Source organism: Paenibacillus sp. WC2504, from assembly GCF_052682475.1.
Genome location: NZ_JBQZFH010000001.1, coordinates 6,357,044 through 6,376,180 on the forward strand (window position 1 = coordinate 6,357,044; position 19,137 = coordinate 6,376,180).

Genomic DNA, 19,137 nt, shown 5'->3' on the forward strand with positions numbered 1-19,137 from the left:
GCTAAGCGGCTTATATACGCTTAGCTCCTTTGCTTTTGACGTTAATCGGTGCGAAAGCCCCCGCTTCATGACTCACTCAGAGGCAACGGGAACTACAGGGCGCTATTTATGCCAAGTAGGCTGATTTCAGGGGCGGGAGGGAACTGTGGGGTCTTATTTGCTCTCAAATATGGTGGTAGAGATCCAATATTCAACAAATAGAGGCCCCTAATTCCCTCTCGCTGGCAAATGTGTTGATTGGCAGGAAATAGGGGATCGTAGTTCCCGTACACGCTACTTCATTCAATAATTAGTGCATAGACGATACCGGGACCATGTACGCCAATGGTCAAATCGTTCTCGATATCGGCTGACCGACTCGGGCCTGATATGAAATGAATGCCAGCCGGCCGCTCGCCTAAGGCAAGTGCGTCAAAAGGCCGCAAAACCTCGCCCAACTTCGTCCGCAGACGCTCCACAGGGATGATCGCGATGAACGTCGTCGGGAGCAGACTAACGCTTCGGCCTCGCGTAGCGTCGGACGTGACGACTAACGAGCCCGTGTAAGCGACCGCATGCTCAACAGCCACGGTCCCGATATCTGCGCCAGCCGCCTTGGCGACAAGCTCATCTTTGGCCTCAGCGGTAGCATCCTGCGCGTTCCACACGGTGATGTTCGTTTCCGTGCCGGCTGAGAGGCTTTCGCGCAGCACTTCCAGCTCCGGCTGATCCTGTATGATCAGATTTTTCGCTTGCGTTTTAGCGATAAAATCAGTAATAAAAGCTTGCGCTTCTGCCATGCCCGACAACCGGTAGGTGTGTCCACCTGCTTTTTGCCAGTTCGCCATGAAGAGCTGAATCCGCTCCTCCAGCGGGAGGTTGACCTCCTCCCAAAAAGCGGGAGCCCCCTTCATTGGATGTGCAGGAGCGCTCTGCAGTGGCTTTGCCCGACCCAGACGCGTCGAAATATTAGCAAAGAAGGATTCCTGCTTCTTGAGAGCTTCTTCGTGCAATTGCTGCAGAAATGACGGATCTGATTTAGCCATGATGATGTCCTCCTCCGCCGTTTTTGCGATCAGCGACCAGTTTCTCCATACGTGCCTTCATGACAGCGTCAAGCTCGGGAAACGTGCCTTCCAGCTCCTGCTCGATGTCTTTCCACGACTCACGGAATGTCTTGCTCGCCATACTTGGCGCATAACGATAGGAGTTCCAGCCTTTGAGCGGACCGATCCGCGCTTTGATATGGCCATCCCGAACGAGCAGCTTTTGCCCGATGCGACCGAGCTTAATCAGCGCCTTCACCCGTTTGGCATCGGACATGAGGAAGTTAAAGCCTTTCATCCCCACTTTCTCCGCTAAATCCGTCGATCCCCGCTCTACTTTGCGTTGGCGGAGATAGACGAGCATATCATGCAGCGGAATTTTGACCGGACAAGCCTCATAACACGCTCCGCAGAGGCTGGAGGCGTTGGCAATGTCGTCCCACTGGTCGACATTTTTATTCAGAGCCGGCGTAAGCACCGCGCCGATCGGACCGCTGTAGACGCCGCCGTAGGCATGACCGCCGATATGGCGATACACCGGGCAGGCGTTCAAGCAAGCGCCGCAGCGAATGCAATTCAGCAATTCCTGGAATTGCGGATCGCCTAGCTGCAAAGAGCGACCATTATCGAGGATGATGATATGCATCTCCTCGGGGCCATCGCCGTCCTGCTTACGCTGCGGCCCGGAAATAACGGACATATACACCGTCAGTTTCTGTCCGGTTGCAGAACGAGGCAGCAGCGTCGCCATGACCTCAAGATCGTCCAGCGTAGGAATGATACGTTCCATCCCCATGTAGGTGATCTGTGTCTTCGGAATCGTGCTGACCATCCGCGCATTGCCTTCATTTTCAAAGAGTACCATTGAACCTGTTTCGGCAATGGCAAAATTACAGCCCGTCATCCCGATGTCGGCTTCAAGGAATTTCTCTCGCAGCTTTCTGCGTACGTATCCGGCCAATATTCCCGTATCAGGCTCAAGCTTCTCTCCTGCGTCTTCAGACAGAAGATCAGCGATCTGGTACCGGTTTTTGTGAATCGCCGGGATAATGATATGCGACGGCGTCTCGCCAGCCAGCTGAATAATATATTCACCAAGGTCTGTCTCAATCGCTTCTACGCCGATTTGCTCAAGCGCATGGTTGATGTGCAGCTCCTCGGAAACCATCGACTTGGATTTCACGGCACTTTTCGCCTTCTTATGCTCGGCAATCTGCATCGTTAACCTAACCGCATCCGCCGCATCGGCAGCAAAATGAACATGCACCCCTTGCGCCCTTGCATTTTCAACAAATTTGCCAAGATAGTAGTCGAGATGCGCAATCGTATGCAACCGAATTTCTCGTCCGCGCTCACGCCACTCTTCCCAATTGCCATGCTCGGCGGTCGCAGCCAGCTTCCCATTCTTTAATCGCTCCGTCGTGAATTTCACCGCATTGCGCAAAAAGTCGTTGTTCAGCGCAATTTTGGATCTATCCTTCACCGTCCCGCCAGGTTTATGCTCGCTCATGGGCAAGTTTCACTCCCTCAGCCAATAACTCCGCCAGATGCATCACCTTGACAGGCTTTCCTCGAAACGACAAATTACCGGCAATATTCATTAAACAACCCATATCCAGCCCGACGAGCACTTCAGCTTCCGTCTCTAAGACATGGTCGGATTTCTCGGACACCATCGCCCCGGAAATATCGCACATTTTCACCGCAAAAGTACCGCCAAACCCGCAGCAATCCTCGGCATGAGGAAGCGGCAGCAGTTCCATGCCCCGAACATGCTGCATCAGCTGCATCGGTTCAGCTTTCACTCCGAGCAACCGGCTGCCATGGCAGGACGGATGGTAGGTCACTTTGTGCGGGAATACAGCTCCCACATCCGTAACCCCTAACACTTGTACCAGGAACTGAGTGAATTCATAGGTTTTCTCAACAAGCCGATTAGCGCGTGCTAGATTAACAGGGTCATTTTCAAAAAGCTTCGGATAATAATGGTGAATCATGCTCGTGCAGGAACCCGAAGGCGAAATGACAAAATCGCTGTCTTCAAAAGCCTCCAGCAGGGTCATGGCAGAACCTCGCGCCTCATCCCAATAGCCGCTGTTGAAGGCGGGTTGGCCGCAGCAGGTTTGCTTCACCGGGAAGTCTAGCTTGACTCCGTATTTTGCAAGTAAATGAACGATTGACTCGCCAACCTTGGGATAGACAAGATCGCTGAGGCACGTTATGAACATCGATACTTTCATGTTGCAGCTGACTCCCTTCCTGCATCGTTCCCCCCACAGAGGCAGGTGGCTATACAAAAAACCATCCTCAGTACGAAAGCGAACATACTGGAGATGGAAGGAACAATGTCTTTACTCTTTATCTAGTTGGATGACGTGAACCCCTTTCTCCCGAATACGGTCCACATCCTCCTTATTGGTTTGTCCGTCTGTGATCACATGCTTGATTTCAGGCCATGCCGCGACTTGCGTCAAAGACTGCATCCCGAATTTACTGTGATCGGCTAGCAGATATGTTTCATCGGCAATCGAGATCATTTTGCGCTTAATAAGCGCTTGAAGCTCATTCGATTCGCTGATGCCGCGCTGAATATGAACCCCTTTACAGGAAAGGAAAAGCTTATGGACGTGGTACATGTCCAGTGACCTCTCCGCTAGTGGTCCTACATAGGACAACGATTTTGGCGAGAGAAGTCCTCCCGTAGAAATCACTTGAATTTTCTCCTTGCCGCTGACCTCGAGTGCGACTTTCATCGAATTCGTAAGGATCGTCAGCTGCATATCCGGAATCAATTTGGCCATATACCAAGCCGTTGTGCTCGCATCCAAAATGATGCGGTCGCCTTCGCGAATATGCGATACCGCTTCCTTCGCAATGCTGTTCTTGAAATCAGCGTGCTCCGTTTCCCTTTCCAGGAAAGGCACTTCCGACTGCGCTTCCTTCACACTCACGGCGCCGCCATGGCTGCGCATCAGCTTGCCTTCGCTTTCCAACCGATCCAAATCTCTTCGAATCGTCTCTTCCGTCACTTGACACAGCTCGCTGAGCTCCGTCACGCGAATGCTACCTCTTTCATTCACTAACTGAACGATTCTCTGCCATCTTTCCGCTACCAGCATCGTCTTCCCTCATTTCATCCTCGATCGGGACGCCACCTGACAAAATGTTGCATACGCCGCCTGCCAACCCGCAGCATCCTCGGGGATGTACGTTTTGACCGGGAACGAATTCCGAATCAGCTTCCTGGCTTCGCGTAAATTCGCGATATACCCTAATGCTATCCATTGTACTACAAGGTTTCCTAAGGCACTACCCTCGACAGGACCTGCCCAAACCTCGCGCCCTGTAGCGCTCGCAGTGAATTGGCAGAGCAGCTCATTCTGAATGCCGCCGCCAACAATGTGAAGTCCAGGGTACGTGACACCCGTAAGCTGCTCGGTCCATTCCAGAACAAACCGATATTTGAGCGCCAGACTTTCTAGGATGCAGCGCGCGATCTCGCCTTCGGATTGCGGAACGACCTGCTGCGTATCCCGGCAATATTGCTGAATTTGCTTCGGCATATGCTGCGGATTAAGAAACATGTCGTCATCGGGATCGATGAATGATTGAAAAGGTTTCGCCTGCTCAGCAAGCTTGACGAGAGCGGCAAAGCTGAGGTTTTTGCCTTCTTTATCCCACGTCCGTTTACACTCTTGGATCAGCCACAAGCCCATAATGTTCTTCAGCAAACGGTTCGTGCCATACACGCCGCCTTCGTTCGTGAAGTTCCACGCTAAAGCCTGCTCCGTTAAAACAGGTTCCATCGTTTCTGTTCCCAACAGGGACCAAGTGCCGCAGCTTAGGAAGGCAAAATGATCGTCCAGCGCAGGGACCGCAACAACGGCAGAAGCCGTGTCATGCTCGCCTACGGCAATGACAGGAATCGAAGCAACGTCAAGATCCGCGCAGATATCTGCAGTTAAGGCACCTACCCGCGTACCTGAAGGTACTGGATTCAGCAACAAACTCGCTGGCAGATCAAGCTGCTCGAGAAGCTCTGCATCCCACGCCTTCGTTGTAGCATTCACGAGCTGTGTCGTCGTAGCGTTCGTGAACTCACTATGCTTTTCCCCGGTTAGGAAATAGCGGAGCAAATCCGGAATCATCAACAACGTTTCAGCGCGTTCCAGTAATTCCGGATTTCTTTCTTTAATTGCAGCGAGTTGAAAAATCGAGTTGAATTGCAGAAATTGGAGCCCCGTTTTGGCATAAAGCTTTTCGCGTCCTACTTTTGCAAACACCTTTTCCATCGCATGGTCAGTCTGGTGATCACGGTAATGATAAGGATTGCCCAGCAACTCGCCGTTCTTGGATAGCAGACCGAAATCTACCGCCCAAGAGTCGATCGCCAAACTTTCAATATCCGTATATCCTAGCTGCTTCGTCTGTAAAATCCCTTGTTTCAACTCATGAAACAAGCGCAATATGTCCCAGTGAAGATGGTCGCCCACCTTCACCGGATCATTCGGAAAGCGGTGAATTTCCTCGATCGTCACTTGGCCCGCTTCAGAATCAAGGCGTCCGACGATCGCTCTGCCGCTGCTTGCTCCCAAATCAAAGGCCAGAACGCTTGAGGGTTTACTCACCAGCTCGCACCGCCTTTGCCGCGCACGTTAATGCTTTCGTCGTAGCCGCTCTCTAAGTAAGCTTTCATCGGATCAACCGGCACGCCGATTTCTTCGCGAACTGCTTGCAGCAGCGGTGTCACGTCGAATTCGAACGCTTTACGAATTGCGTCTTCGGCGCCAAGAACGTCTTGACGCTCTTGAGCGTCCTTCACTTCGTCCAGGTTAATGAGCAAAGCTTTTGCGTATTGCGTTTGAACGTTCAGTACAGAACGCAGCATTGCAGGGATTTTACGCTCAATGTTATGGCTTTGATCGATCATATACGCAATGTTATTTGCAGCTTGACGGATTTGCGGGTTTTTATCGTTCGCCGCATCAATGATTTGGTAGAAAATCAGGAACAATTCGTATGGATTCACGGAACCTACAATCAAATCGTCATCCCCATATTTGCGGGAATTGAAGTGGAAGCCGCCGAGTTTATTTTCATCTAACAAATAAGTCACGATGTGCTCAATGTTGGTGCCCTGTGGGTGATGGCCTGTGTCTACAAGCACTTCCGCTTGAGGACCCAACTTGTTCGCCATGTTGAACGCCATGCCCCAATCCGCCAAATCCGTATGGTAGAAGGCAGGCTCATAGAATTTGTATTCAATCAGCATGCGCATGTTTGGCGTCATTGCGTTGTACATCTCTTTGAGCGATTCATACATCCATGTTTTGCGAGCGCGAATGTCAACTTGACCTGGGTAGTTGGAACCGTCTGCGAACCAGAGGCTCAGGGCATCAGAGCCAACGGTTTTGGCAATGTCCACGCACTCCAGCAAGTGATCCGTCGCTTTGCGGCGAATCGCTGCGTTCGAATTCGTCACACTTCCGAAGATATAATCATCTTCTTGGAAAAGATTAGGATTTACCGCGCCGATGGAAACACCCAAATCAGCTGCATGCTGCTTCAACTTTGCGTAATCGTCCACTTTATCCCAAGGAATGTGGATTGCCACCGACGGGCAAGCACCCGTCAGTTTATGAACCTGCGCAGCATCTTCGAATTTCTCAAAAGGATTACGCGGCACACCGTTTTGCTTGTACACTTTGAAGCGAGTTCCAGAATCCCCGTAGCCCCAGGATGGAGTTTCTACTTTGAGGGCCTTCAGCTTGGCTTTTACAGTAGCCAAATCAATACCTCTACTTGCTTGCTGCTCTTCAAACAGTGCATATGCTTTATCACTCATCGGATAATAGCCTCCTTTTGGATATGGAACGGATTAGCGGGTGAAAGCAGCTGGAACGCCGCCGTCAACGGTTATCATGCAGCCTGTCGTTTTCTCAGCTTTGGAAGATGAGAAGTACACGATGGCTTCCGCAACGTCTTTCGGGAAAATGTTAACAAGCAAAGTCGTTCTTTTGCGGTAGTGCTCTTCCAGTTGGTCCGGTTCGATGCCGTAAGCCGCAGCACGCTCATTGCGCCAGTTGGAATTCCAGATCGCGGAACCTTGCAGAATCGCATCCGGCAATACGGAGTTCACGCGAATACCGTATTCGCCGCCTTCTGCAGCGATACAACGCGCCAAGTGAATCTCAGCGGCTTTTGCCGTTGAATAAGCAGAAGCATTTTTACCTGCAAATACCGAGTTTTTGGAGCCGACGAATACCATGCTGCCGCCGACATTTTGCTTTTTCATAATTTTAAAAGCTTCTCTAGCTACCAGGAAATATCCTGTGCTAAGCACGTTCATGTTCAAGTTCCACTCTTTAAGGGATGTTTCATCAAAAGGACTCGATGTCGCAAGACCCGCGTTGTTCACAATAACATCGATTCCACCGTACCTAAGGATCGAATCGCGGTAAGCCGCTTCTACCTCTTCTTCTTTCGTTACATCCATTTTCACCGCAATGGCTCTGTTCTCGCCGTATTGCTCGTTCAGCTCGGCCGCTAATTTTTGTGCGCCTTCCAAATTCAAGTCAGCCAGCACAACGTGCGCGCCTTCTTTGAGGAATTGACGAGCCGTCACGCTGCCTATTCCGCCTGCGCCGCCCGTGATAAAAGCAATTTTGCGGGAGAATTCCGCTTCAGCAGGTGCAAGTGTCAATTTGTATAATTCAAGAGGCCAGTATTCCACGTTGTAAGACTCATTTTCGCTCAAGGAAACGAAAGTTCCAAGTGCTGTTGCGCCTCTCATCACGGAGATTGCACGGTGGTAAAGCGCGCCGCTGACTTGCGCCATAGCCCAGCTTTTGCCTGTGTTAATCATCCCGATTCCAGGGATCAAGATAACGCGAGGAGCCGTTTCGAAAATAACGTCGCCTTCATTTTTGTTGCGTTCGAAGTATGCTTTGTACTCTTCTTTGTAAGCGGCAATGCCAGCTTGCAAAGCTTCCGTCAGGGAAACGGCATCACGGGAATTCGGATTCCAGTCGATGTACAGCGGCTTCATTTTTGTATGAACCAAGTGATCCGGGCATGCTGCGCCTACTTGAGACAAGACAGCTGCATCTTTGCTGTTAACGAACTTCAAGACATCGTCCGCGCTGTCAACTGTCAGGATCATTTTCTTCTCTTTGCTTACTGCACCGCGAACCGTTGGCAGTACCTGCGCCAAAATATCGTTGCGCTCGGAATCGGACAGGGACTCGTATTTGGAGCCGCCGTACAAGTTGTCCTCTTGAACTCGCGCTTCGATAAAGCTTGCAGCTTCATTAATGATTGCAAGTGTTTTGAGGTAACTCTCTTCGGAAGTTTCACCCCACGTAACCAGACCGTGCTTCTCCATCAACACTAACTCAGCTTTTGGATTGTTTCTTACGCCTTCTGCGATCATTTTGGACAGTGTGAAGCCAGGACGGACATAAGGTACCCATACGAAGCGGTCGCCGTAGATTTCTTTCGCCAGCTCACGGCCATTGTGTGCGCAGCATAACGAGATAATCGCATCCGGATGCGTGTGATCCACATGTTTGAACGGTAAGAACGCATGCAAAAGCGTTTCAATGGAAGCACGCGGATGCTTGCTGTCGATCATACAGTTCACCAAGTACGCAACCATTTCCTCGTCGGACATTTCGTCTCTTTCGTACAGAGGACGGATGTCTTCCATCCGAAGGCCTGTGAAATTCTTTGCTTTCATTGTCGCAAGGTCGGAACCGCTTCCTTTGACCCACATCACTTCAACATCACGGCCGCGGAAATCCTTCTCGATGGTTTTGTACGAAGTGTTGCCCCCGCCCCAGTTCGCAACAGCACGATCTGTTCCTAATAAATTGGAGCGGTAAACCAATTCCTCTACGCCTTTTGAAACGTTACTCGCCTTGTCTGCTTCCCACAAATTCGCAACCATAAGTACCCTCCTAAGTATAGGGATCTCTGAGCACCGCCCAAAGTCTCTCCTCTTCACATCCCATGATGTGTTTTGTTTTTGATGGATTTATCGTAACACATCTTTGTTTATTTTTGAATCATTATTTTTGTTTTTGTTTGTCTTTGCACCTGAGAGCCTTGTGGGATGGCAGGCGCTAGCTCGGAAAGCATAAAAAAAAGCCTGGCGGTTCACGCTATCTCCACACAGCCACCTACCAGCTTAACTGCCAAAAACAAATCAAAAAAAGCCTGGCGGTTACCATTCGCCAGACTTTGGTTTTAGCTACTTTTCTAACCTGCCACCATCGCAGCACACTATCTCCATACAGCTACCTGCCATAAGGGAACTCCAGTCTCTTATTTGGAGAAAAACAAGTTATTTTCACTCTAAACGGAACTGCAGGGTCTTATTTCCCCTACATGTCACGATTCTGGGGTGAAAGCAGCGAAATAGAGGACCGTAGTTCCCTCAGAGATGAAAACTGCAAGATTTCTGCGAAATAGCGACCTGTAGTTCCCCAAGTGCAGAGCCATCTGAATTTTCATTGGACAAACTCCAATGAACGCTCACTTTTTGCCGTGGAAGCGGCCATTTCATTGGACAAAATCCAGTGAGTTCACCACTTCGCCGCTGTTTCCAAGACTTCGTTACTCCCTGCATTGGATTTCATCCAATGTGAGCCCCAATTCGACCAACAAAAACGCCATTTCATTGGATTTCATCCAATAGAATAGAATATTCTCATGCATCCACTTGCCCTTTCTCCGCCCAAGCCCCATTACTGTACTCGCACCAATCGCCCTCCCGATCGGGCCTTCCCTTCCCAATTCACCAAAAAGATACCCACACAAATAAAAGCTCCACCCAAACCGACATACCAAGCGACCTTCTCACCAAGCAGCAGCCAACTGGAGAGCAGCCCGAACACGGGCACTAGGAACAGAAACGCGCTTGTTTTGGCCGGATCTCCGCTGCGAAGCAAATAAAACCATAGGCAAAATTGTACAATCGATCCCATGATGATAAGCCAGAGCAGCACGACCACGGACATAGGCGTAAAGGTGAAATGAGGATGCTCCGTCAGCGCTCCCAGAAGTAGAAGCGCAATGCCTCCCGCAAGCATTTGATACGCAGCCAGCACCGTCATATCGAACCCGGCTCCCCACTGTTTAATAAGCAGTGTAGAAGCGGCAAAAAATACGGCACCGAGGAAACCGATCAACATGCCTGCCTGAAAGTTCAGTTGTAATCCAAAGGTAACGACGACTCCGATAAAACCAAGGGCTACACCGAACCATTGCCGCCCTCGATATTTGGCTCCCGTCAGGAAAGTGCCTAACACGATCACCAGCAGCGGATTCGTACAAGTAATGATGGAAGACTCGCCTGAACTAATCCAATGCATGCTATAGTAAGCGCAGCCCATCACACCCGCTGATTGCAATAAGCCGATCAAACCCGCTTTTCCCCACATTTTCAAACTCGTAGGCTGTGGTTTTTTCCTTACAATTAGCGCTAGTATACCTCCCGCCAGAACAAAGCGAAGACCCATCAAAAAGAAAGGCGTCGAATAATCCAGCCCGACTTTGCCTACCGGAAACGCGACTCCCATAACAAAGGTCGTGACAATAATAAGCGTTATATATTTCATTTTGCTCATCTTAAAAAACCTCCCTAACAACAAGATGATCTCATTGTATAGGAGGCTTGGAATTATGTATAATGATTACTATAGATACTTGGAATCATAAATAATGATATCAAAAACATTCAAAAACAGCATAGGAGGTCCACAACGATGGAAAGCTCAGATTTGCGAGTGTTCCAAATGGTAGCACGAGAAGGCTCCATTACCAAAGCTGCCGGACGTCTCGGTTATGTACAATCCAACATTACGGCCCGGATTCAACAATTGGAATCTGAGCTGCAAACGGTCCTCTTTGCTCGGCATAATCGCGGCATGTCCTTAACTTCTAGCGGTAAAACTTTGCTAACCTATGCGGATAAAATCGTCGGTCTACTGGATGAGGCGGTCGTGGCACTTTCTTCATCAGGCGAGCCTAGCGGTCCGCTGTTAATTGGTTCCACACAGACTGCTGCAGCGGTCCGTCTTCCCAAACTGTTTGCCTCTTATTATGCGCAGCATTCTAATGTGCAGCTCTCGTTAACAACAGGACACACGCAATTTCTAATTGAAAAAGTTCTCCACTATGAGCTGGACGGTGCATTCATCGGTTGTTCCTGTACGCACCCTGATTTGCAGTCCATCCAGGCGTATGAAGAAGAATTGGTCGTCGCAGCAGGCCCTGGCGTTGCCAATCTTTCGGAGGCCTTGACGAAGCCTGTTCTTGTGTTCACCACAGGTTGCTCCTATCGCGACGTTCTGGATCAGTGGCTGCAGTCCATTGGCATCACACAACCGATCATGATGGAATTCGGTATGTTGGAAGCCATTATTGGCGGTATTTCCGCAGGATTAGGCATCTCGCTTATGCCAAAGGCCGTCATACAGAAGCATGAAGCGGAAGGATTAATCCGCACTTTTGCGATTCCTCAGCATTACCGTTTTATCAAAACGGAATTTATCATGCGCAAGGATGCTTTTATAAGCAGCTCACTAAGCGCTTTTGTCGGCATGCTGCCGGGAGCCGTGGAGGCGTAAGCAGCTGGCCGTTTAAATTTCTTCATAATCAGCAGGCCCACCTGGATGCAGGGTGTCCATATCTCCCCACGCATCGCCGTGCTCCATATCCTGTTCATCTTCGGCGACATTTTGGAGATCACTGGCGTTAATTGTGATGATAGGATAATCGTGATGAGCGGCCACCTGCGCAGCTTGCTGCTTCATGAATTTCGGAGACCCTTCCGTATCCTCATCATAGACCAGAAGAATACCGTCCGAATTGCGCAGCAGGAACTTGTCCCGCTCCTTAAACTGCCAAGGTCCCTCATATTTCGTTTTCGTGATGCTATTGACATAATTAGCCCGAGTTATAACGCTCGTGTAGCTATTCTTTTTCTCGTCGCTCCACTTCTCTTCTTGCTCCAAAAAAGGCGTGATAACAGCCAATTTGAGCTCCGGGTAAGTGCCTTCTCTAAGGTCAAGAACAGCCTCCGCCGCCCACAGCTCGACGCCCCAACCGCCGCTCACAACAACCCATTCAAGTCCCTCTTCGATCAGCGGAGTGAGTCGCTTTTGGATCGCTTTTTTAATAATCGAAATGCCTGGATGTTTTAATGAAAAAATGCCTAGCTCTGATGCTTTATATCCTGTGATTAAGATTCTTTTCAAAAAAGGCACACCACCTTATGAACTCTCCCTACAGGGTAGCATAGAAAGATAACGATAGAAAGCAAAAAAAGCCGCCGGTTAACAACCGGACAGCTCTCTGCTCATAGCCTCAACAAGCCAAGGATAGGCCTGGCTCCCATTCACTTCGTGCTTACCTTCGTACAAATGGAATCCCAACCGCTCAGCCGCACCAACTCTCGTGTACTCACCCTTCAATTGCTCGATCGCAACTTCCGTCGTAGCTACCGGGAAAATCCGATCCTGCCGGCCAGAAGCTATGAATAACGATCGTGGCGCAATCAGACCTATTAAGTCAGGCAGCTCCGCATAAGCCAACGCGCTTGGCAAGTAGTTGTCGATACAGTGACGAAGATGCATGATACTACCCTTAAACGTATTCCCAAAAGCGCATAACACCGTAGCCTTGACGCGTTCGTCCAGCGCAGCTAGGTAAGAAGCAATTAAGGCGCCACCCGAGAAGCCAAAGCAGCCGACGTTGTCTCCTTCAACGTCCTCGCGTGTCAACAGATAATCGATGGCCCGCTGCGCTTCATGCACACGCAGCCCCGCCAACGATATGCCGTACAACAGCAGATGGGAAGCGAGTGCTTGGCAAGAGGAGTTGCCAACTTTTCCGTCCTTTAGCTCCTCCGCCAATCGGCGATCGCCGAAACCGATAATTTCCGGCACCATCACGATAAAGCCGCGTTTCACTAATTCAACCGCGTAATTTCCGTGAGAATCCGGTTCCCCGGTATTTTCGCTGCCATCGGCATGCATGCCGGAAATCTGCCTGCTGCCGTAGCCATGCCCATGCAGGGCAAGGACAGCGGTTGAACGCTCTTTTTTACCCTTAGGAATTAGCACGTAAGCAGGGACACGGAATCCCGCCACCGTTCCAAATTCGATTCGTTCCTGAATATGATCATCCCGTTCGATACGCTCGAGCAGAACAGGGAGAAGCTCATCTTTCGTCATCAGCCCTATGTCCAAAGAAGTGGCCAGCCCTTGCTTAAGCCTTTCCCGGGTCTGTTCAGCACTCTCTTCCCTCATCTGCTCTAAACGTTTCTGCTCATAGGAGAGATAGAGATTCTCCATGATGGCATCTGGATTCCACATACAGTCACCTCACCCTCATTTGCTAAAAAGTGACCAGCTTATCAACAGCCACAGGTTGTCCTGTGCGTAGGGATATGTTACCTGCGATACCAGTAAGGATGGACATTGCGCCATCGACATGCGAAGCAGCTCTTTGGAAGCGATCGTCAGATGCTTTTTCGAAAATATCCCGCAGCAGCACAGGGTCTCCGCCGCCGTGACCGCCAACGCCTTCTTCGATTTGAACCTGATACGGCGCTGCGAACATAGGGAACACTTTGATTGTTTTCTCCTTCAAAGCACCTTCGTCTTCTTTTTTCCCGCCGGAATTCACGTAGGATTGCTCTACGACTTTCATTTCAATACGGCCTTTGCTGCCGTTAATATGCACATTGAAGCCTTCCCATGGCATATAAGCGTTCAAAGAGTATGTCAAAATCGCTTTATTTTTGTAACGGACCATAACGCCCATTGTGTCTTCGATGCTGATACCGTCGCCGAAAACGCTTTGATCGCGCTGATAACCGTCTTCATGTTCCGCATTTAAATATAAGCCTTTGAGGTGCTCGTTTTTGTCCAAATGCAGTGCAAATGGATCGTCCTTCGCATTTTCGTTGCCTGTTGCGCGTTGATAGAACTTGGTTTCGCCGCGTTTCTCGGCATTTTCTCTACCATAGAACATCAAGCCGCCCATTGCATATACAGTTTCAGGACGTGTTCCCAACCAGAAATTCACGAGATCGAAATGATGCGTCGATTTGTGCACAAGCAGACCGCCGCCATTGCGCTTATCCCGGTGCCATCTGCGGAAATAGTCCGCTCCATGCTGGGTGTTAAGCAGCCACTCGAAATGTACGGAATGCACGTCGCCAATTGTTCCATCCATGATCAATTCGCGGATTTTCGTATTATGCGGGGCATAACGGTAATTGAAAGTTACGCGAAGCTGACGTCCTGTCCGCTTGATAGCATCAAGAATTTCTTGACATTTCTCTTCATCCACCGTCATCGGTTTCTCCGAAATGACATCGCAGCCCATCTCCATCGCTTTAATAATGTAGGTGTGATGCGTGCGATCAACGGAAGTTACAATCACATAATCCGGCTTTTCTCTGCGGATCATCTCTTCGAATTCATGCGCTTTATAAGTAGGCACAGCCTTGTATTCATATTTTTTTTGCAGCAAACCGTTGGTAAAGTCCATTCTCGTTTGATTGATATCGCAGATGGCAACAAGCTCAGATGTATCTTGGAAATCCCTTACAATAGCGCCATAGAAAAATTCAGCACGTCCTCCGGTGCCGACGACTGCATAACGTTTTTTCATAACTGGTTAAGCCCCTCTCGAGAATAAGTTTTCTTATCTCAAGATTAATACAATATTTGCTGTGTTTCTAATCAAATCTTATCTAATGTCTTTCAATCCTTGCATATTTTGCTATAATAACAGTACATTTAGTTTGATTTGATCGAAGAGGTGTCCGTTGTGATCCAATATGAAATCGAAAGACTACGCAGAGACCGGCCCTACTCCATGCAGGTGAATCATTTCCATGATCATTATGAAATCTACTATTTGCTGAGTGGCAAACGCTACTACTTTATACAAGACCGCTCGTATCTCATTCAAGAAGGCGACCTCGTTCTTATCGATAAAAATCAGCTGCACAAAACGCGAAATGCCGATGCGGAGGCTCATGAGCGTATATTGCTCAGCTTCGATGATAGGTGGATTCGCTCCATTGGGGAAGATGCTTCCGAGCATCTGCTTGTGCCTTTTGTGCAGAAACAGCATGTATTCTCTCTGAGCGGTACGAACCGTACCTTGGTTGAGAATCTGCTGTTTCAGCTGCTCCGGGAGCAGCAGCAGGCGCTCGGCGGGTGGCAATTAAACAGCCGCGCGCTGTTTACGCAGCTGCTGATCTTCTGCTCACGCATGACGGACAGGATCAGCACAGCACAAAGTCACGCGCAAGCGCACAATCCCAAAATATTTGAGATTGTGGCTTATATCAACGAGCATTACCGGAATCGGTTGACGCTGGCTTCGATCTCGGAGACCTTTTATATTAGTCCCAGCTATTTTTGCCGCTCTTTTAAAGAAACGACGGGATTCTCGTTCGTTGAATATTTGAACAATGTGCGGATTCGAGAAGCACAGCGGCTGCTAAGAGAAACCAAACTGAAGGTTATTCACATTGCGGAGCAATCGGGCTTCGATAGCGTCGCCCATTTTGGCCGCGTGTTTAAGCAGGTCACTTCGCAGACGCCGCTAGAGTGCCGGAAACTGATGCGGCTGAGCCAGTAGTGGCTGGCGGGGCGCGTTAGGTGGGGAGTTTGGAGAGTGGATGGAGAGGTAGATGAAGATTGAGTGCACATTAAATGTAGATTGGATGCAGATTTGATCGGGATTAGATGGATAAAGTAATGTTATTTTTTGAAGTTTAAGTCTATCGGGTGGAACTAGATGGAAATTATACCTCTAATTCCTTGGAAAAGTGATGATTTTAGCATAAACGTCTGAATTAGCAGTAGGATTTCCAGTTATTTGGGATATATAGGTGGAATTACACTAATTAACTGTAGGAAATCCTGTTATTCAGCTGCGCAGCCTCTCCTCCACCGTGATTCTGTGCACCTGACGAGAAAACTCAGTGACAGTTTGAGGTAGCTGACGACGTTAAGGGAACCATGGTCCGCTAATTTGCCTGATAATCGCCAATTGGCAGGTCAAAGGGAACTATGGTCCTCTATTCCAATGTTTCTGCCGAATATCAACTCCAAGCCGAGAAATAAGGCCCTGTAGTTCCTATTTGCCCCGAAAACAGCCCGTTTCTGCAAAATAGAGGCTCATAGTTCCCTTTCCTCTTAATGAAGGGAGCGGGGGAGGTATTTGCTACTGGTGACGGTGGTGTTACTTGGTTATGGCTGCTGGTGACTGATCGCGGTGATGTTACTTGGTTATGGCTACTGGTAACTGGTGACGGTGGTGTTACTTGGTTATGGCTATAGCGGCTGATGGCAGGTGACAAGAGTTGAGTGTAATGTTTATGTTCAGATGTTCGATGTTCAGCATCAAACATCTGCCCACGGTCACCACTGGTCACCACGCGGCGCGACCACACACATAAAGAAAAGGCCCCCACAAGTGGAGGCCTTTTCTTTTTAAAACCCGAAATATTGCTTCGCGTTATCGTAGGAGATACCTTGAACCAACTGCTTGAGCAGCTGCTCGTCATTCGGGAACTCGCCCGCTTCAACCCACTCGCCGAACATGTTGCACAGAATTCTGCGGAAGTATTCATGTCTCGTGTACGACAAGAAACTTCTGGAGTCGGTGAGCATGCCGACAAAACGGCCAAGCAATCCGAAATTGCCAAGCGATTTCATCTGCGAAACCATGCCGTCTTTCGTATCGTTGAACCACCAAGCGGCGCCAAGCTGAATTTTGCCCGGGATTCCGTCGCCTTGGAAGCTGCCCATCAGCGAAGCAAGAATTTCATTGTCACGTGCGTTCAATGAGTAAAGAATAGTTCTTGGCAGCGAATCCGCAACAGCCAGCGAAGAAAGCAATCCAGTTAGCGCGCTCGCTACAAGGCTATCGTTAATGGAGTCAAAACCTGTATCCGGCCCAAGTTTTGCAAAAGCTTGTCCGTTATTGTTACGGGATGCGTTGATATGGTATTGCATCGCCCAGTCGAGCTTTTTATATACGCCGCCCAGGAATAGCAAAGTGAATGCTTTATATTTTTTCTCATCTTCCAAGCTAACTGCGTTGCCAGCCAAGGCCGATTTGAAAATTTGTTCAACTTCTTCTTTGGTCGCCACCGCAAAAGGCACGTAATCCAAAGCATGGTCAGACACTTTACAGCCTACGGAATTAAAGAATTCCGCTCTGCTCTCAAGTCCCGCTAGCAGATCGTCGTAGGACGAAATCGTGATGTCTGCCGCTTTTTCCAATTGAGCGATCCAAGGAAGGAACGTAGCTCGGTTAATTTCGAGCGCTTTGTCAGGACGGTAAGACGGCAATACTTGCGTGTGGAAATCTTTGATTTCTTTGATTTTGATATGATACTCCAAGGAATCAACTGGATCATCCGTCGTGCAGATGACCGTTACTTTGGAATTCGTGATCAGGTCTCTGGCGCGTGAACCGCCTTCAGCCAGCTTCGCGTTCACTTTTTCCCAAATGGCAGGCGCGTTCTGTTCGTTAATCAGGTCATTCACACCAAAAAATGTGCGAAGTTCCATGTGAGACCAGTGGTACAGCGGGTTACCGATCGCCATTGGCAGCGTACCTGCCCAAGCAACGAAACGATCATAATCGCTAGCTTCTCCAGTCACTTTATTCTCTTCAACGCCGTTAGCGCGCATCATTCTCCACTTGTAGTGGTCGCCGTAAAGCCAAGCTTCCGTAATGTTATTGAATTGTTTATTTTCATAAATCTCTTTAGGGCTCAAGTGGCAGTGATAGTCAATAATCGGCAGATCTTTAGCGTATTCGTGGAACAAATGAACAGCGGTTTGATTAGTAAGTAGGAAGTTTTCATCTAAAAACGTTTTCATAAAGCAAATTTCCACCTTTCTCGACCTGATTGATCTGCCCTTAATTTTAGCCGAAGGTGGATGCGAAGTCTTGTGATTTTTTGCTTTAATTTTGCGAAATATGCATATATTGACCTCTCAAAGTTTATGGATTTGAATTCTCGGCATTTGCACCCGCCGTTATTTCTTCCGGTATCGTCTTGGAAGCGCCTGGAACGTGCCGCGGTTTATGGTTAACCAACTCCGAAGAGTAAATGCTGACATAGACACGGCCGGGCAAAGCCTGCGCTCTGATCAGGATCGGCTGATTATAGTTGTTTTTGAAGCTAAAATCCGGTCCTCCCCAGTTCACCGTCGCGTCTCTCCCTGAAGGTACGTAGGGCACAGATCTGCTGTGCGAGTATCTTTCGACAATCGTAAGACCAGCCCGGTCCACCGCATTAAAAAGGGTCGAGGAGGTTTGACAAATTCCACCGCCAATCCCTTCTGAAAATTCTCCCCTCACAATAACTTTCGCCGGCATATAGCCTCTTCCACGCGTACGAACGCCAACCACCCGGTTAAAAGAGAACGTTTCATTCGGGAGAACCACGTAGTTGTTAATCGCCTGAGTAGCGAGCTTAATATTCGTAAAGCGGTGCTTATTATTTGAATTAAAATACGTCACATAATAGCCGATTGGATGTACGCGGATGCTAGCCAGCAGTTCACTATCTACTTTCGGATATATAGGCAGCGTAGGAACATCAAATTTCATAGGTCCCTCACTGTAAAACTGCTTGTAAAATTGTTCCACAAAAGCACGCCGATTCAACTGTGCTCCTGGAATTTCCTTCACTATCCCTCCTGCATCACTAATTGTCGCATTCACGGGTTTCCGGTACGCTTTCTTCTCCATTTCGGTCATGAGACGGTCTAATCGCTCATTATTAACCAACGGCACGTCAACATAATCAAGTCGGTAAGCCTCACGCTGGACATTCGCTTGAATTTGAGAACTTCCATCCTTGGTTGTCTGATCCGCCATTTCATTCATTTGCATAAAAAGCATGAGACCTGCAATCCATCCCTGCATCATCTAATCAATCACCCCTCCCCTATTGTAAACAATTGAAAATTTTCCATACCAAATAACTCAATTCCTAACCTGAATGTAAAAAAGGACCGCCTCCGACCCATGATTGGCCTAAGGAACAGTCCTTTGCTTG

15 protein-coding genes are annotated in these 19,137 nt (G+C 49.0%); 2 read left to right on the plus strand and 13 right to left on the minus strand.

Going from position 1 to position 19,137, the window contains the following annotated elements:
• Nucleotides 1–278 precede the first annotated feature (278 nt).
• The 8 genes from ACUN27_RS28720 to ACUN27_RS28755 all read right to left on the minus strand — a co-directional run bounded on the left by ACUN27_RS28720 (nt 279) and on the right by ACUN27_RS28755 (nt 10,654).
• Nucleotides 279–1,025: a LutC/YkgG family protein gene (locus ACUN27_RS28720; RefSeq protein WP_445560004.1), complete on the minus strand. Its 747-nt coding sequence runs from the start codon at nt 1,023–1,025 to the stop codon at nt 279–281.
• Nucleotides 1,018–2,535, minus strand: coding sequence for a LutB/LldF family L-lactate oxidation iron-sulfur protein (locus ACUN27_RS28725; protein WP_315954283.1), 1,518 nt, complete (start codon nt 2,533–2,535; stop codon nt 1,018–1,020). Before ACUN27_RS28725 ends, ACUN27_RS28720 begins: the two co-directional genes overlap by 8 nt.
• Nucleotides 2,522–3,265: a (Fe-S)-binding protein gene (locus ACUN27_RS28730; RefSeq protein ID WP_315954284.1), complete on the minus strand. Its 744-nt coding sequence runs from the start codon at nt 3,263–3,265 to the stop codon at nt 2,522–2,524. Before ACUN27_RS28730 ends, ACUN27_RS28725 begins: the two co-directional genes overlap by 14 nt.
• Nucleotides 3,266–3,376: 111 nt before the next feature.
• Complete coding sequence (locus tag ACUN27_RS28735; RefSeq protein WP_315954285.1) at nt 3,377–4,144, minus strand: DeoR/GlpR family DNA-binding transcription regulator; 768 nt, start codon at nt 4,142–4,144, stop codon at nt 3,377–3,379.
• 9 nt (nt 4,145–4,153) lie between these two features.
• Nucleotides 4,154–5,656: a rhamnulokinase gene (gene rhaB / locus ACUN27_RS28740; RefSeq protein ID WP_315954327.1), complete on the minus strand. Its 1,503-nt coding sequence runs from the start codon at nt 5,654–5,656 to the stop codon at nt 4,154–4,156.
• Complete coding sequence (gene rhaI / locus ACUN27_RS28745; RefSeq protein WP_326060998.1) at nt 5,650–6,870, minus strand: L-rhamnose isomerase; 1,221 nt, start codon at nt 6,868–6,870, stop codon at nt 5,650–5,652. Before rhaI ends, rhaB begins: the two co-directional genes overlap by 7 nt.
• Nucleotides 6,871–6,903: 33 nt before the next feature.
• Nucleotides 6,904–8,973, minus strand: coding sequence for a bifunctional aldolase/short-chain dehydrogenase (locus tag ACUN27_RS28750; protein WP_445560005.1), 2,070 nt, complete (start codon nt 8,971–8,973; stop codon nt 6,904–6,906).
• Between the two features lie 799 nt (nt 8,974–9,772).
• A complete protein-coding gene (locus ACUN27_RS28755) occupies nt 9,773–10,654 on the minus strand; it encodes a DMT family transporter (RefSeq protein WP_326060996.1) in 882 nt (293 codons plus the stop codon).
• A gap of 138 nt (nt 10,655–10,792) precedes the next feature.
• Here ACUN27_RS28755 and ACUN27_RS28760 point away from each other — a divergent pair, with 138 nt between their 5' ends.
• A complete protein-coding gene (locus ACUN27_RS28760; RefSeq protein WP_315954289.1) occupies nt 10,793–11,656 on the plus strand; it encodes a LysR family transcriptional regulator in 864 nt (287 codons plus the stop codon).
• Between the two features lie 12 nt (nt 11,657–11,668).
• Here ACUN27_RS28760 and ACUN27_RS28765 read toward each other — a convergent pair whose 3' ends face one another.
• From ACUN27_RS28765 to ACUN27_RS28775, 3 genes are all read right to left on the minus strand, one after another.
• Nucleotides 11,669–12,286 (minus strand): DUF1273 domain-containing protein, encoded by a 618-nt coding sequence (locus ACUN27_RS28765; protein WP_315954290.1) that lies wholly within the window; start codon nt 12,284–12,286, stop codon nt 11,669–11,671.
• Nucleotides 12,287–12,364: 78 nt separating this feature from the next.
• Nucleotides 12,365–13,405 (minus strand): dienelactone hydrolase family protein, encoded by a 1,041-nt coding sequence (locus ACUN27_RS28770; protein WP_445560006.1) that lies wholly within the window; start codon nt 13,403–13,405, stop codon nt 12,365–12,367.
• A 22-nt stretch (nt 13,406–13,427) separates the two neighbouring features.
• Nucleotides 13,428–14,711, minus strand: a complete 1,284-nt coding sequence (locus ACUN27_RS28775) for a Gfo/Idh/MocA family protein (RefSeq protein ID WP_127457837.1) — start codon at nt 14,709–14,711, stop codon at nt 13,428–13,430.
• Between the two features lie 159 nt (nt 14,712–14,870).
• On the opposite strand from ACUN27_RS28775, the gene ACUN27_RS28780 reads away from it, so the two are divergent.
• Nucleotides 14,871–15,692, plus strand: coding sequence for a helix-turn-helix transcriptional regulator (locus tag ACUN27_RS28780; protein WP_157322868.1), 822 nt, complete (start codon nt 14,871–14,873; stop codon nt 15,690–15,692).
• A gap of 857 nt (nt 15,693–16,549) precedes the next feature.
• On the opposite strand, the gene uxaC is transcribed toward ACUN27_RS28780, so the two are convergent.
• Nucleotides 16,550–17,950, minus strand: coding sequence for a glucuronate isomerase (gene uxaC, locus ACUN27_RS28785; protein WP_315954292.1), 1,401 nt, complete (start codon nt 17,948–17,950; stop codon nt 16,550–16,552).
• Between the two features lie 124 nt (nt 17,951–18,074).
• Nucleotides 18,075–19,007 (minus strand): VanW family protein, encoded by a 933-nt coding sequence (locus ACUN27_RS28790; RefSeq protein ID WP_315954293.1) that lies wholly within the window; start codon nt 19,005–19,007, stop codon nt 18,075–18,077.
• Nucleotides 19,008–19,137 lie beyond the last annotated feature (130 nt).

Coding starts and splice junctions, on each gene's coding strand:
- ACUN27_RS28725 (WP_315954283.1), bottom strand. CDS start 2,535: ATGAGCGAGCATAAACCTGGCGGGACGGTGAAGGATAGATCCAAAATT.
- rhaI (WP_326060998.1), bottom strand. CDS start 6,870: ATGAGTGATAAAGCATATGCACTGTTTGAAGAGCAGCAAGCAAGTAGA.
- ACUN27_RS28750 (WP_445560005.1), bottom strand. CDS start 8,973: ATGGTTGCGAATTTGTGGGAAGCAGACAAGGCGAGTAACGTTTCAAAA.
- ACUN27_RS28770 (WP_445560006.1), bottom strand. CDS start 13,405: ATGTGGAATCCAGATGCCATCATGGAGAATCTCTATCTCTCCTATGAG.
- ACUN27_RS28790 (WP_315954293.1), bottom strand. CDS start 19,007: ATGATGCAGGGATGGATTGCAGGTCTCATGCTTTTTATGCAAATGAAT.
- ACUN27_RS28760 (WP_315954289.1), top strand. CDS start 10,793: ATGGAAAGCTCAGATTTGCGAGTGTTCCAAATGGTAGCACGAGAAGGC.
- ACUN27_RS28755 (WP_326060996.1), bottom strand. CDS start 10,654: ATGAGCAAAATGAAATATATAACGCTTATTATTGTCACGACCTTTGTT.
- ACUN27_RS28735 (WP_315954285.1), bottom strand. CDS start 4,144: ATGCTGGTAGCGGAAAGATGGCAGAGAATCGTTCAGTTAGTGAATGAA.
- uxaC (WP_315954292.1), bottom strand. CDS start 17,950: ATGAAAACGTTTTTAGATGAAAACTTCCTACTTACTAATCAAACCGCT.
- ACUN27_RS28775 (WP_127457837.1), bottom strand. CDS start 14,711: ATGAAAAAACGTTATGCAGTCGTCGGCACCGGAGGACGTGCTGAATTT.
- ACUN27_RS28730 (WP_315954284.1), bottom strand. CDS start 3,265: ATGAAAGTATCGATGTTCATAACGTGCCTCAGCGATCTTGTCTATCCC.
- ACUN27_RS28720 (WP_445560004.1), bottom strand. CDS start 1,025: ATGGCTAAATCAGATCCGTCATTTCTGCAGCAATTGCACGAAGAAGCT.